This window comes from Streptomyces sp. PA03-1a, from assembly GCF_033792805.1.
Lineage (GTDB): Bacteria > Actinomycetota > Actinomycetes > Streptomycetales > Streptomycetaceae > Actinacidiphila.
Genome location: NZ_JARAVO010000100.1, coordinates 18,064 through 31,838 on the forward strand (window position 1 = coordinate 18,064; position 13,775 = coordinate 31,838).

Genomic DNA, 13,775 nt, shown 5'->3' on the forward strand with positions numbered 1-13,775 from the left:
GTCAGCCCTCCGTTCCCGGCAGGATGCCGGCCCGGCGCACGGCCACCGCCAGCTCCTCGTCCGCCTCCTCCGGCACCGCCCGCAGATCGAGCAGGCACCGGCCCTCCTCCACGCGGGCCAGTACGGCGGGATCGGCCCGCCGCAGCAGGACCGCGTACGCGGCGGGCAACGACACGGCGGCGCTGGGCAGGGTGACGCCGGGGGCACCGCCCCCGCCGACGACCGCCAGCGAGTCGCACGCGTGGCTGTCGAACCCGTCGGCACGCAGCCCGGCGGCCAGGCGTCCGGCCCGGTCCCGCAGCCGTGCGGGGTCGGCGTGCAGCGCCGTCCGGGTCGGGGTGGCAGGGCCGCGGACGGTCGCCTCCAGGGCCGCCAGGGTCAGCTTGTCCACGCGCAGCGCACGGGCCAGCGGGTGGCGGGCGAGCCTGCGCACCAGGTCGGCGCGGCCCAGCACGAGGCCGCACTGCGGTCCGCCCAGCAGCTTGTCGCCGCTGGCGGTGACCAGGGAGGCCCCCGCGCGCAGCCAGCTCGTCGCGTCGGGTTCGTCCGGCAGCACCGGGTCGGGGACCAGCAGCCCGGAACCGATGTCGGCCACCACGGGCACGCCGAGCCGCGCCAGTTCCGCGACGGGCACGTCCCGGGTGAAGCCGGTGATGCGGAAGTTGGACGGGTGCACCTTGAGGACGAACCCGGTGTCCGGCCCCACGGCCGCCGCGTAGTCCTCCGGCGCGGACCGATTGGTCGTCCCCACCTCGCGCAGCCGGGCGCCCGTGGAGACCAGCAGGTCGGGCAGCCGGAAGCCGTCCCCGATCTCCACCAGCTCACCGCGGCTGACGACGATCTCCCGGCCCTGTGCGAGCGCCGTGGCCGCCAGCACCAGCGCCGCGGCGCCGTTGTTGACCACATGGGCCGCCTCGGCGGCGGGCACCTGCCGCAGCAGCGCCTCCAGCGCCGAACGCCCCCTGCGGGAGCGCGCGCCGGTGGCGAGATCCAGCTCCACGTCCGTCGTCCCGGAGGCGGCCAGCACCGCGTCGCGGGCCGCCCCCGACAGCGGGGCACGACCGAGGTTCGTGTGCAGCAAGACGCCGGTGGCGTTGAGCACCGGACGCAGCCCGGCGGCGGTCGCCGGGAGCGCCGCGACGGCCCGCTCGGCGAGTTCGTCGACGGGGACCTCTCCGGACCGCGCCCGCTCCTGTACCCCGGCCACCACCTCCTTGACCACGGTCCGCCCGAGCCGCTCCGCGGCCGCGGCGAGCCGGGGGTCGGCGAGCAGCGTGTCCGTGCGGGGCACCCGGCGGCGGGCGTCGGCGGGCGGGGAGGGAGCGGTGGAGGTCCGGTCGCGGTCCATCAGCAGCACCTTCGCTCTGGCCTGGCTGCGGCCAAGGGTACGGCGGCGGTGGCCGCGGGGCGCTCCCGCCACACCGGCGCGCAGCCCGGTGCCGCGGGATGCTGTGGTCCGGGGCTTGCGGTTGCCGCAGCGGCAACCTCTACCGTCCTGACCAGGGCCGGAGGGACCGGCCCGAGGAAGCGGTCGTGAGGGAGCGGCGATGGAGTGGCCGATCGCGGAGGTCGCCCGGATGTCCGGCGTCACCGCCCGGACCCTGCGGCACTACGACGAGACGGGTCTGCTGCCGCCTGCCAGGACCGGCGCCGGCGGTCACCGCTACTACGGGCAGGCGCAGCTCCTGCGGCTGCAGCAGATCCTCGTCCTGCGGACGCTGGGGCTCGGCCTGCCCGAGATCGGCCGGGTCCTCGCCCGGCAGGTCGACGAGGTGGACGCGTTGCGCGGGCACCACCGGCGGCTGCTCGCCGAACGGGACCGGCTCGACGCACTCGCCCGCACCGTCTCCCGCACGATCGCCGGACTGGAGAAATCCAGGAAGGACGGCACACCCATGGACGCCATCAACCGCCCCGACAACCTCTTCGAAGGCGTGCGGCCGGACCAGTACGGCGAGAGCCTGCGCGACTTCCCCGAGCACGCCGAAGCGGTCGCCCGCAGGACCGCCGGCATGAGCGAGGCCGAGATCGACGCCGGGCACCGCGAGCGCACCGCACAGATGATCCGGCTGGCCAAGCTGATGGCCGCCGGCGTCCCGGCCGACGGGGCACCCGCCCAGGCCGAGGCCGATGTCCAGTACCGCGCGCTCACCGCCATGCGCCCCGTCACCGCCGACGAGTACCGGGCGATCGGGCGCGCCTGCGTCGACGACGAGCGGTGGCGCACCGCGTACGAGGCGATCGCGCCGGGCCTCGCGGCCTACCAGCGCGACGTCAACCTGGCCTACGCCGACTCCCGGCTGGGCTGAGCACCCGGGTCAACGGTGGGGCCGTGGCCGGCCGCCGGTATGTGCCGGAAGCCGTTCACGCCCGGGCACCGGCGGGCCGGACCGGCCCGTGGCGGCCTCGTTCGACCATGGCGCCGCCCACCGGGCGCAGCACCCTCCGCGCACCCCCTGGCGCCAAGGGCCGCCGGGGCGTGGCTGCGTCGTGGCAAGGGTCAGTGCGGTGAGCGCGTCGCCCGGCGCGACGCACTCGGACGCCTCGCGCAGGCCGCCTCCGTCATGGGCCCGCCCACGGCGGCTTACACACGGCTGCGCCCGGCGAGGTCGGCCCGGTCATCGCAGCGTCACGCCCCGGCGCAGCGGTCGTCGTCCTCGGCGCGTGCCTCGCGCTGGGGTTTCACCACGTAGGCGGGGTCTTTCGCGGAGGTGACGCCCGCTTCGAAGGTGCCGAAGCGCTGCAGGGCGCTGCCCGCCATCAGGGCCAGTCCGCCTACGGCGGCGCGGACGCGGCTGCGCCGGGCGGGGTCGGCGCGGTCGTCGCACCGCCGGGGTGAGGGCCCGTGACGGGAGGGTGCCCGGGGGTCACGTCCCGGCGCAGCGGTCGTCGTCCTCGGCGCGGGCCTGGAGGCGTTCGCGCTGGGGTTTCACCACGTAGGCGGGGTCCTTGGTGGAGGTGACGCCCGCTTCGAAGGTGCCGAAGCGCTGCAGGACGCTGCCCGCCATCAGGGCCAGTCCGCCCACGGCGGCGCAGACGCGGCTGCGCCGGGCGAGGGTCAGCGCGGTGAGCGCACCGCCCAGGGTGAGGGCCCGCGAAGGGCGGATGCCCGGGGGTCACGTCCCGGCGGGACCGTCGTTTCCCTCGGCGCGCGCCTGGAGGCGTTCGCGCTGGGGTTTCACCACGTAGGCGGGGTCCTTCGTGGAGGTGACGCCCGCTTCGAAGGTGCCGAAGCGCTGCAGGACGCTGCCCGCCATCAGGGCCAGTCCGCCCACGGCGGCGCAGACGCGGCTGCGCCGGGCGAGGGTCAGCGCGGTGAGCGCACCGCCCAGGGTGAGGTACTCGGACGCCTTGCGCAGGCGGTGCGGCCGGCCGGTGGTGTAGGCCTCCGTCACCAGGCCCGGGCGCCGGTCGATCAGGCGGGAGGCGACGACCTCGGCCGCCGCGCCGACCGCGCCGAGCCGCCGCGCGGGGCCCGCCTCGGCCACGGGGGCCAGGAGCATGCCCAGGCCCGCGCCGCTCGCCGCCGCCGAGCCGGTGAAGACGAACGGCAGCTCGCCACGGGCGTCGTGCCATGCCGGTACGGCCGTCTGCGACAGGAGCACGGCCGTGTACGAGGCGACGCCCGGCGCGAGCAGGGCCGCCGACAGTCCGGCCGGGCGGGCGGCCGCCCGGAGCAGCTTCCCGGGCAGCGTGGCGCGCACTCCCGCGGGCAGCACCTCGGCCGCGGCGGCCAGGGCGCTGCCCGGCCCGTACGCGACGAGGATCCAGGTGCCCACCGACATGGGCGAACTCGGCTTGGCGACCCGCAGCATGTGATGGAAGCGCTCCGGCCGCCCGAGGTCCGCGACGAGCAGGTACATGCTCGCGAGCAGGGCGCCGAAGCCGCCGACCCGGCCCGCCCGGGCCAGCCCGGGACGCCGCGTCAGGTCCGCGCCCGCCGCGAGCAGCGCGGCGCCGGCCGACAGCCCGCCGGTGAACAGGTAGGCGGGGATCTTCCACTCCCACACCGGCGGCTTGAGCACCGGACGCCCGTAGTACGAGCGGAACGTGGCCCGCGGCACCATGGGGCGCTCGCGGCTCCCGTCGTCGTCGCGGCCGCCCCGGCCGTGCCGCACGGCCCGGTCGCCGCTCACCGCCGCCTCCCGCCGAGGAACACCGCGGCCGAGGCGGCGAGCAGCGCCGACGCCGCCACGCCCGCGTGCTTCCACATCGACGCCAGGTCGCGGGTCGGCACGACCGGGTCCGGCGGGAGCCCGTACACCTCCGGGTCGTCGAGCAGCAGGAAGAACGCGCCGTCCCCGCCGACCCCGTCGTCGGGGTCGCGTCCGTACAGCTGGGCCTCGGGCACCCCCGCTTCGTGCAGCGTCTCCAGGCGCCGGTCGGCGCGTTCGCGCAGCTCGTCAAGGGGGCCGTACTGGATGGAGTCGGTGGGGCAGGCCTTGGCGCACGCCGGTTCCATGCCGTCGCGGAGCCGGTCGTAGCACATGGTGCACTTCCAGGCCCGGCCGTCGTCGGGCCGCCGGTCGATGACGCCGTACGGGCAGCCGGACACGCAGTAGCCGCAGCCGTTGCAGATGTCGGGCTGGACGACGACCGTGCCGAACTCGGTGCGGAACAGCGCGCCGGTGGGGCACACGTCCAGGCAGCCGGCGTGCGTGCAGTGCTTGCACACGTCCGAGGACATCAGCCAGCGGAACTCGCTGCGGGCCTCCGCGCCCGTCCCGGCGCCCGGCAGGTCGAAGGAGGGGAAGCCCAGGTCAACCGGGGCGGTTCCCAGGTCGCCGCCACCGCGCTTCGCAACCTCCAGGGCGTCGGCCACCACCTCCTCCGTCGCCTCCGTCGCGGACGGGCCCACGGGCAGCCCCGCCAGCCCCGCGTCCTGGCGGCCGAGCGGGCGCTGCTGCTCGATGAAGGCGACGTGCCGCCACGAACTCGCGCCGAGCATGCCGGTGTTGTCGAACGACATGCCCAGCAGGTCGATGCCGTCCTCGGGAATGGCGTTCCACTCCTTGCAGGCCACCTCGCACGCCTTGCAGCCGATGCACACGGAGGTGTCGGTGAAGAAGCCCATGCGCGGCGGGTGGTCGCGGTGGCCGGCGTCCTCGGCGGGGTCCGCGAGCGGCCCGTAGAAGCTGTTGTCCTGCGTCATGACGGCTCCTCCGGCGGGTCCGGTTCGAGGTGCGCCCGCTCGGCGCGGCCGCCGGCCGTCGCTATGCGGGTACCGGTCTCCGGCGTGATCCCGGCGCGGCGGCGGTAGTCCTCGACGTACGTGAGCAGTTCGGGCCCCCGCGGGCGCCGCCCGGGCCGGACGTCGCAGGTCAGCACCTTGCTCTCCTGGATGAACACGTTCGGGTCGGCCACCACGCCGATCAGGTCGTTGACCACGTCGCCCTTGGTGAGCCCGGTCTGGCCCCAGTGGTAGGGCATCCAGACCTGGTGGACGACCCGTCCGTCGACGCGCAGCGGCGCCATCCGGTCGGTCACCATCACGCGCGCGTCGACCGCGGTCCTGCTGGTGACCACATGGGCCCAGTCCAGGTGGCGCAGCCCGCGCTCGGCCGCCAGCTCCGGCGAGACCTCCACGAACAACTCCGGCTGGAGCTCCGCCAGGTAGGGCAGCTGCCGGCTCATCGCGCCCGCCGTGTGGTGCTCGGTCAGCCGTGCCGCGGTGAACACGTACGGGAACACCTCGGAATGCGCCTCGGGCGGCGCCGGGTTGGACGGGTTGTCGGGGCGACCGTAGACCTTGCGCACCGGGTTGCCCTGCTGGCCGTAGAGCAGGTTGCGCATCGGCGACTCGTGCGGCTCGTAGTGCGTGGGCAGCGGGCCGTCCGCGAGCCCGGCCGGGGCGAACAGCCAGCCCTTCCCGTCGCGCATCATGATGAACGGGTCGTCGCCGTCGAGCGCCTCGACGCCCGACGCGCCCTCCGGTGCCCGGTAGTCCGGCGGCTTGTTCTTCTCGAAGTCCGGGGTGTCGTGGCCGGTCCACTCACCCGCCTCCGCGTCCCACCAGACCAGCTTCTTCCGCTCGCTCCAGGGCCGCCCCTGCGGGTCGGCGGAGGCGCGGTTGTACAGCACCCTGCGGTTGAGGGGCCATGTCCAGCCCCATTCGGCGTCGTACGGGCCCGTCTCGAAGCGCGAGGTCCGGCGCCGGGACTGGTTGGTCTCGTTCGCGTAGACGCCGCTGTAGATCCAGCAGCCGCAGGCGGTGGTGCCGTCGGCCTTCAGGTCGGGGTAGCCGTCGACCGTCCGGCCGGTGCGCAGGTCGATGCCGTTGATGTGGCGCAGCACGTCCGCCGGGGACGGCTCGTCGCCCTCCGTCTCGTAGTCCCAGGCCAGGTCCAGCAGGGGGCGGTCGCGTTCGTCGGCCGAGCCGGCCAGCTTCTCCTTCAGCAGCACGCCCAGTTGGTGGAAGAACCACAGCTCCGACCGCTGGTCCCCGGACGGTTCGACGGCCTGGTCGCGCCACTGGAGCATCCGCTGCGTCTGCGTGAAGGTGCCGGCCTTCTCCACGTGCGAGGCGGCGGGGAAGAAGAACACCTCGGTGCGGCACCGCTCGGTGGCGATCTCCCCGGTCTCGATCTCGGGCGCGTCCTTCCAGAACGTGGCGCTCTCGATCATGGTGAGGTCGCGCACGACCAGCCAGTCGAGGTTCGCCATGCCCAGGCGCTGCAGCCGCCCGTGGGCCGAGCCGACCGCGGGGTTCTGCCCCAGCAGGAAGTAGCCGAAGACCTTCCCGCCGTCGACCATGTCCATCACGGTGCGGTAGGTGCCGTGGTCACCGTTGATCCGGGGCAGGTAGTCGAAGCAGTAGTCGTTCTCGGCGGTCGCGGCGTCGCCCCAGTACTCCTTGAGCAGCGAGACCGTGTAGGCGTCGGCGGCGCCCCAGAACCCCTTCTGCCCCCGGCCGCGGACCCCTTCCAGGTACGTGGCCAGGTCGTCGTGGGTGGTGTCCGGCATCGGCAGGTAGCCCGGCAGCAGGTTGAAGAGCGTGGGCACGTCCGTGGAACCCTGGATGCTGGCGTGGCCGCGCAACGCGAAGATCCCGCCGCCCGGGCGGCCGATGTTGCCCAGCAGCAGCTGGATGATCGACCCGGCCCGGATGTACTGGGCGCCCACCGAGTGCTGGGTCCAGCCGACGCTGTACACCAGCGCGGTGGTGCGCTCCCGGCCGGAGTTCTCCGTCCAGGCCCGGCACACTTGCAGGAACAGCTCCTGCGGCACGCCGCAGATGCGCTCCACCATCTCGGGGGTGTAGCGGGAGAAGTGCCGCTTGAGCACCTGGAACACGCAGCGCGGGTGCTCCAGCGTGGGGTCGGACTCGATCCCTCCCGCGGCCCCCTCGATGAACGGGCCGCCCGCGCCGTGCTGGAACGGGGCGGACGACTCCTTGAGGTGGTGGCCCGGCCGCTCCTCCATGGGGGCGCTCGCGTACGTCCAGCTCGACGCGTCGTACGCGGCGGTGTGCGGGTCGTACCCGCTGAACAGCCCGTCCAGGTCCTCGGTGTCCTGGTAGCGCTCGCTCAGCAGGAAGGGCGCGTTGGTGTACGCCTCCACGTACTCCCGGAAGTCGAGGTCGTGCGTGAGGATGTGGTTGATCACGCCGCCGAGGAACGCGATGTCGGTGCCGGCCCGGATGGTGACGTGCTGGTCCGCGTGCGCGCTCGTCCGCGTGAACCGCGGGTCGATGTGGATGACCCTGGCACCGCGCGCCTTGGCCTCGATGACCCACTGGAACCCGACCGGATGGGCCTCGGCCATGTTGGATCCCATGATGACGATGCAGTCGGAGTTGACCAGGTCCTGCTGGTAGTCGGTGGCGCCGCCACGTCCGAACGAGGCTCCCAGACCGGGAACCGTGGCGGAGTGTCAAATGCGGGCCTGGTTCTCGATCTGCAGGGCGCCCAGGGCGGTGAACAACTTCTTGATGAGGTAGTTCTCCTCGTTGTCCAGCGTCGCCCCGCCGAGACTGGCCAGGCCCATGGTGCGGCGCAGCGTCCTGCCGTCCGCGTCCGTGTCCTGCCAGCCCTTGCGCCGTGCGTCGAGCACCCGGTCGGCCACCATGTCCATGGCCGTGTCCAGGTCCAGCTCCTGCCAGGCGGTGCCGTACGGCGGGCGGTAGAGCACCCGCTGCTCCCGCTGGGGCCCGGTGACCAGCTGCTTGCTGGCCGAGCCCTTCGGGCACAGCCGGCCGCGGGAGATCGGGCTGTGGGGGTCGCCCTCGATCTGCACGACCTTCTCGTCCTTGACGTACACCCGCTGCGCGCAGCCCACGGCGCAGTAGGGGCACACCGAGCCGGCCACCCGGTCGGCGCTCTCCGTGCGGGCCCCGAGTGTGGCCGACCGGGCCGACTGCGCGGCCTTTCCCCGGCCCAGCGGGTCCGTCCCGGTGAGCTGCCGGTACACCGGCCATGCCTCGATCCACCGTTTCACGCCCATCCGCGTGCTCCTTCGTGCGGGGGTCGTGCCCTTCGTCCGCCTTTTCGACGCTACCGCTCGGGGGGCCGCCCGCAAGTCCGTGGCGGCTCCCGGATCAGGCGAGGGCGCCGACGGCCGCGGCGAGCAGCCCGGAGGCACGGTCGACGTCGTCCGCGGTGGTCCAGCGCCCCACCGACAGGCGTACGGCGGCCTGGGCGCGGGCCTCGTCCAGGCCCATCGCGCGCAGCACCGGGGACGCCGTACGACTGCCGCTGTGGCAGGCCGAACCGGTGGAGGCCGCGAGCCGGGGCACCGAGGCGAGCAGTTCGTGGGCCGGGACGCCGTCGATGCTGATGTTCAGCGTGGTGGGCAGGCGGTGGCGGACGGACCCGTTGAGGTGGACCCGGCCGGGCAGCGCCCGCGTCAGGCCCTGGTGCAGGCGGTCGCGCAACGCCTCGGCACGCTCGGCCCCGCCGTCGGCGAGTTCGGCGGCCGCCAGCTCGGCGGCGGCCCCCAGCGCCACCGCGAGGGCGACGTTCTCGGTGCCGGCCCGCAGCCCGCCCTCCTGCCCGCCCCCGTACACCAGGGGCTCCAGGCGGAGCCCCGGGCGCACGTAGAGGGCGGCCACCCCCTTCGGCGCGTACATCTTGTGCCCCACTACCGTCAGCAGGTCCACCCCCAGCCCGCGCACTTCCAGCGGGACCTTCCCGGCGGCCTGGGCGGCGTCGCAGTGGAACAGCGCGCCCCGGGCGCGGGCGAGCCGGGCGAGTTCCGCGACGGGCTGCAGGGTGCCGGTCTCGTTGTTGGCGGCCATGACGGAGACCAGCACGGTGCGCCCGGTGAGGGCCGCGGCCAGCGCGGCCGGGTCGACCCGGCCCTCCCGGTCCACCGGCAGGTACGTCACCCGCACCCCGTGCAGCCGCTGCAGCGCGCGGCAGGTCTCCAGCACCGCCGGGTGCTCGGTGACCTGGGTGATCACGTGCGGACGGTCGGTACCCGCGGCGAGCACCGCGCCGCGCAGGGCGAGGTTGTCCGCCTCGGACCCCGACCCGGTGAACACGATCCCCTCCGCGGTCGCCCCGATCAGCGCCGCGACCTGGCGGCGCGCCCGCGCCAGCGCCGCGGCCGGCTCCGCGGCCCAGGCGTGCCCGCTGGAGGGGTTGCCGAACCCGGTGGTGAGGCAGGGCCCCATCGCCTCCACCACCCTCGGGTCGACGGGGGTGGTGGCGTTGTGGTCCAGGTAGACGCGGTCCCCGCCGAGGCCGGGATGCGGCGGCACCTTCATGGGCGAGGGTCCTTCCGGAGGGGGTGCGGTCAGCCGATCGCCGGCTGACCGCCGTACGCGTCCAGGACGGCGCCGGTGACGTACCCTGCGCGGTCCGAGGCCAGGAAGACGATCGCCTCGACGATCTCGTCGACCTCGGCGACCCGGCCCAGGACGGTGTTCCGTGCGACGGCCGCCAGCGCGTCCTCGCCCATCCCGACGGTTCCGGGGGTGCGGACCGGCCCGGAGGCCACGGCGTTCACCCGTACCCCGCGGGCGCCGAACTCGTCGGCCCACACGCGGGTCATGAGCTCCAGCGCCGCCTTGGAGGCCCCGTAGGCGGCGGCCCCACGGGCGGGGACGCTCGCCGCCAGGGTGCTCAGGTTGACGACCGCGCCCCGGCCGCGGGCGGCCATGCCGGGTGCGAGGGCCCCGACGAGCAGCAGGGGCGCGCGGGCGTTGACGGCCATGTGGAGGTCGAACATCCCGGCCGTGGTGCCGGCGGCGCCCGCGAACCGGTAGATGCCCGCGTTGTTGACCAGCACGTCCACCGCGCCCGCCGCCTCGGCGAGGCGCAGCACGTCGCCGGGGTCGGAGAGGTCGGCGGCGACGAACCGGGCGCGCCCGCCCGCGTTCGCCACCTCCGCGACGACCTCCGCACCGCGCTCCCCGTCCCGCCCGTGGACGACGACCTCGGCGCCCAGTGCCGCCAGCCGCAGCGCGACCCCCCGCCCGATCCCTGCTGTGGCGCCCGTGACGAGGGCGGTGGATCCGGAGAACTCCTGGGTCACGGCTGGCTCCTCGGGGCGGCGACATGGGCGGCGGACACACACGCTCCGTGTCCGCGCTGGTTGTCTACCTCACGTACCGTCACCCCCGAAGTCGGCTCGCCGCCGGGACGGCCGTTCGGGACGGCTGCCGCTGCGGCCCGGTGGTCACCGCGCCGTCGTTCAGCCCTCGCCCTCCAGGACGCCCGCGAAGTGCCGGAACCCGGTCCGTTCCCGGTGGATCGCCCACAGGGCGCGCGCCAGCGCGGCCGGATCGTTCCTCGGGTGCCCGGGCGCGATGACCCCGGGAATGATCAACTGCGCGACGTGGATGGCCTCGGCGGCCAGCGTGTCGTGCAGCATCCGCGCGTAGGCGGTCTCGGCCGCGTACGCCACGGAGGTCCCCGCGCGGGACGGCAGCGGCCGCACCGCACTGCCGCCGTTGACGAAGAGGATCGTGCCCCGGCCCAGGAAGCGCATGTCGGGCAGCACCGCGTGGACGGCCGTGACCACGCCGTACAGGGAGAACTCCAGCGGTCCCGCGAAGTCGGCGGGCGTGCTGTCCAGGAGGGGCTTCATGAAGTCCCGGTGCGGCGCGGGACTGTACTGCAGTACCTCGATCGGCCCGAGCGCTGCCGCGGCGGCGTCCAGAGCGGCCCCGAGGGCGACCGGGTCGCGGACGTCGGCGGCGAACCCCCGCGCGGTCACGCCGTCCCTGTCCAGGTCGGCCGCCAGGCAGTCCACGCGGTCCTGGTCGCGGGAGACGAGCGCGACGTCGAAGCCGTCGCAGCCGAACTGGCGCGCCGCGGCGGCGCCCAGACCCTGCCCCGCCCCGACGATGACCATGGTCGTCATGTCAGCGCGGCACGAGCTTGAGCGTCGCGGCGCGCGCGGTCCCGGCCACCATGGGCTCCACGTACTCCGCGCTGTAGTGGCCGTACTTGCCGCGGTAGGCGGCGTCGAGGCGTTCGTTGACGTCCGGGTCGTCGACCTCGACGAAGGTGACGTCCCGCTCGACGCCGCCGGCGCTGATCCGGCCCTCGTGCCGCGTCTGCGCGGCGCGGAACCAGGTGCCGCCGCGCCCGCGGTAGGCCCGTACGTACAGGTCGGCGCCGTCGCGGACCACCCAGATGGTGGTCGGCGGGTCCAGCGTGCCGGGGTCGCGCCGCGGCGCGATGGCGAGCTCGTCGGCGTGCTCGATGCGGTCCAGTTCGTCCTTCGTCCACGTCGTCATCGGCGCGACTCCTCGGCGGTGGCGGGAACCAGGTCCGTGCGTCCTGCTGCAATGATCGACAATTTCGGCCCCCGGCTGTAGCCGCGTGGGGCCAGACGGGTACCTGACCGGGCGGTTCACTCCACGGGATGGTCTGCGGTGGCTGCAGTGGCGATTGCCGGGGAGCGTGTAGGGATCGCCAGCGGGAGATACCGGGAGGGTGCGTGGGGAGGGCCGACGAGGAGATCTTCGGTGGCCCGGCCGAGGTGGGCTGGTACGTGCGGCTGCTCCCGGTCGTGGTGCTCGTCGGCGGTCTCGTCGTGGACTTCCTCACCCCGACGCAGTACACGAGCGCGTCGTTCTACTCCGTCGCCCCGGTGCTCGCGGCCCCGCTGCTGTCGATGCAGGGCACGATGGTGGTCGGTCTGGCGGCGATCGTCGCGGACGCGGCGATCCTCGCCCACTTCGGCCGGCTGCGGGGACTGAGCGGGATGAGCGAGCTGCTGACCGTCTCGCTGGTCGCCGTGGTCGCGGTGTTCATCAACCGGCTGCTGGAGGCGCGCGAGGACCGGCTGCGCTCCGCCCGCTCGATCACCGCGGCCGTCCAGCGGGCGGTGCTCCCCGAACCGCCCGCGCGGGTCCGGGACCTGCGGATCGCGGCCCGTTACGAGGCGGCGGAGGCCGAGGCGGAGATCGGCGGGGACCTGTACGCCGTCCAGGACACGTCGTACGGGCTGCGCTGCATCGTCGGGGACGTACGGGGCAAGGGTCTGGACGCCGTGGAGGCGGCGACGCTGGTGCTCGGCAGCTTCCGGATGGCGGCCGACGAGCAGGCGACCCTGGCGGACGTGGCGGGGCACATGCTGCGGGCCCTGTGGCGGGAGTTGAGCCGGCGCGAGGAGGGCGAGCAACTGGAGTGGTTCGCCACCGCGGTCCTGGTGGAGTTCCCGCACGGCGGCGACCACGTCCGGTTGGTGAACCTCGGTCACCCGGCACCGCTGCTCCTGCGGCGCGGCAAGGTGCGTGCCGCCGAGCCCTCGCGGTACGGGCTGCTGCTGGTGGAGGGCCTGGGGAAAGGAGAGGCCGTGGTGGACACGGTGCCGTTCCCGCCGGGTTCGACCTTGCTGCTGTGCACGGACGGCGTCACCGACGCCCGCGATGCCAAGGGGCGTTTCTACGACCCGCAGGCGCGGCTGGCCGGGGTGGAGCGCGGCGGGCCGGCCGAGTTGCTGGAGGCGCTGCTCGACGACGTGCACCGGCACGCGGGCGGTCCGACCGACGACGACATGGCGCTCCTCGCGGTGACGCGCGACAGCTGAGGCGGCGCCCGCCCGGTTCTCGCGCGGTCCCTTCCCCACCGGGCGAGTCGCCGACCGCCTCGGCCCCGCCCGTGCGGCGGCCGTGTGGTTCGCCGTGACCGCCGTCCCCACCTGCCTGCCGGGCGTCCGCATGCCGTCGGCGGTCACCTTCGTCGTGGCCGGCGGCTCCACGACGGAGAACCACGCCGCAGTCCTCGGCCGGCCCGCCGGACAGGCCGCTTCGCCACCGTCACGATCGGCCTCACCGGCCTGCGTCCCACCTCCCGGAACCCCACCGACCAGCCGCTGGTCACCACCGGCTGACCGCGCGGGCACGGCGCCGCGGGACGCCTCCCGGCGCGGTCCCGCGGCGCCGCGGCCCGGCCCCGTGAAATGCGGTGGAGCCGGACGGAGCCCGCTGCTTAAGGTCGGCGGATGAGCACACGCACCTTCCGCGTCACCGTCCGCGGCGCCTTCGACGGACTCACCACCGAGCAGCGCGCCGGACTCCTCGCCCGCGCACCGGAACACGACGTCCTGCGCGCCGCCTTCACCCCCGAGGGCCACCTCAGCTACGACATCGCGGCACGCCCCGCCTTCACCTTCCGCTTCGTCGACTCCGGCGAGGCGGAGGAGGACATCCTCGACGCGACCGAACGCGCGGAGGAGGCGGCCAGGGCCTGGCTGGACGAGCGCGGCTACGGCTACAAGAACCTCAGGTCCCAGGCCGAGGACCTCTCCCAGGCGCCGCTGGGCAAGCGGCGCCTGGGAGAGGTCCTCGGCCTGGGACCTGAGGTTCTTGTAGCCGTAGC

The 13,775-nt window shown here is 74.6% G+C and carries 13 protein-coding genes; 3 read left to right on the forward strand and 10 right to left on the reverse strand.

What is annotated here, in order from left to right:
• Position 1: 1 nt before the first annotated feature.
• Positions 2 to 1,348, reverse strand: coding sequence for an L-seryl-tRNA(Sec) selenium transferase (gene selA, locus PV341_RS22730; protein ID WP_500331822.1), 1,347 nt, complete (start codon positions 1,346 to 1,348; stop codon positions 2 to 4).
• A gap of 199 nt (positions 1,349 to 1,547) precedes the next feature.
• On the opposite strand from selA, the gene PV341_RS22735 reads away from it, so the two are divergent.
• A complete protein-coding gene (locus PV341_RS22735; protein ID WP_500331820.1) occupies positions 1,548 to 2,309 on the forward strand; it encodes a MerR family transcriptional regulator in 762 nt (253 codons plus the stop codon).
• Between the two features lie 320 nt (positions 2,310 to 2,629).
• Here PV341_RS22735 and PV341_RS22740 read toward each other — a convergent pair whose 3' ends face one another.
• The 9 genes from PV341_RS22740 to PV341_RS22780 form a co-directional block, all read right to left on the reverse strand.
• A complete protein-coding gene (locus PV341_RS22740; RefSeq protein WP_500331818.1) occupies positions 2,630 to 2,761 on the reverse strand; it encodes a hypothetical protein in 132 nt (43 codons plus the stop codon).
• A 106-nt stretch (positions 2,762 to 2,867) separates the two neighbouring features.
• Positions 2,868 to 3,008 carry a hypothetical protein gene (locus PV341_RS22745; RefSeq protein ID WP_500358868.1) on the reverse strand — a complete coding sequence of 47 codons (141 nt, stop codon included), beginning with the start codon at positions 3,006 to 3,008 and terminating at the stop codon, positions 2,868 to 2,870.
• Positions 3,009 to 3,116: 108 nt separating this feature from the next.
• The gene (gene nrfD, locus PV341_RS22750; protein ID WP_500358869.1) at positions 3,117 to 4,136 is read right to left on the reverse strand and encodes an NrfD/PsrC family molybdoenzyme membrane anchor subunit; all 1,020 of its coding nucleotides are present in this window, start codon (positions 4,134 to 4,136) and stop codon (positions 3,117 to 3,119) included.
• The gene (locus tag PV341_RS22755) at positions 4,133 to 5,152 is read right to left on the reverse strand and encodes a 4Fe-4S dicluster domain-containing protein (RefSeq protein ID WP_500331816.1); all 1,020 of its coding nucleotides are present in this window, start codon (positions 5,150 to 5,152) and stop codon (positions 4,133 to 4,135) included. The genes nrfD and PV341_RS22755 overlap by 4 nt, the downstream gene beginning before the upstream one ends.
• Positions 5,149 to 8,442, reverse strand: coding sequence for a formate dehydrogenase (gene fdh / locus PV341_RS22760; RefSeq protein ID WP_500331814.1), 3,294 nt, complete (start codon positions 8,440 to 8,442; stop codon positions 5,149 to 5,151). The genes PV341_RS22755 and fdh overlap by 4 nt, the downstream gene beginning before the upstream one ends.
• A gap of 94 nt (positions 8,443 to 8,536) precedes the next feature.
• On the reverse strand, positions 8,537 to 9,706 hold the full coding sequence (locus tag PV341_RS22765) for a cysteine desulfurase family protein (RefSeq protein WP_500358870.1): 1,170 nt from the start codon (positions 9,704 to 9,706) through the stop codon (positions 8,537 to 8,539).
• Positions 9,707 to 9,735: 29 nt separating this feature from the next.
• The gene (locus tag PV341_RS22770; protein ID WP_500331811.1) at positions 9,736 to 10,476 is read right to left on the reverse strand and encodes an SDR family NAD(P)-dependent oxidoreductase; all 741 of its coding nucleotides are present in this window, start codon (positions 10,474 to 10,476) and stop codon (positions 9,736 to 9,738) included.
• Positions 10,477 to 10,635: 159 nt separating this feature from the next.
• On the reverse strand, positions 10,636 to 11,307 hold the full coding sequence (locus PV341_RS22775; RefSeq protein WP_500331809.1) for an SDR family NAD(P)-dependent oxidoreductase: 672 nt from the start codon (positions 11,305 to 11,307) through the stop codon (positions 10,636 to 10,638).
• Position 11,308: 1 nt separating this feature from the next.
• The gene (locus PV341_RS22780; RefSeq protein ID WP_500331807.1) at positions 11,309 to 11,686 is read right to left on the reverse strand and encodes a DUF2255 family protein; all 378 of its coding nucleotides are present in this window, start codon (positions 11,684 to 11,686) and stop codon (positions 11,309 to 11,311) included.
• A 203-nt stretch (positions 11,687 to 11,889) separates the two neighbouring features.
• Here PV341_RS22780 and PV341_RS22785 point away from each other — a divergent pair, with 203 nt between their 5' ends.
• Both PV341_RS22785 and PV341_RS22790 read left to right on the forward strand, forming a co-directional pair.
• Positions 11,890 to 12,984 (forward strand): PP2C family protein-serine/threonine phosphatase, encoded by a 1,095-nt coding sequence (locus tag PV341_RS22785; RefSeq protein WP_500331805.1) that lies wholly within the window; start codon positions 11,890 to 11,892, stop codon positions 12,982 to 12,984.
• Between the two features lie 414 nt (positions 12,985 to 13,398).
• Positions 13,399 to 13,775 (forward strand): DUF6204 family protein (locus PV341_RS22790; RefSeq protein ID WP_500358871.1); only part of this gene is annotated, 377 nt, incomplete at its 3' end.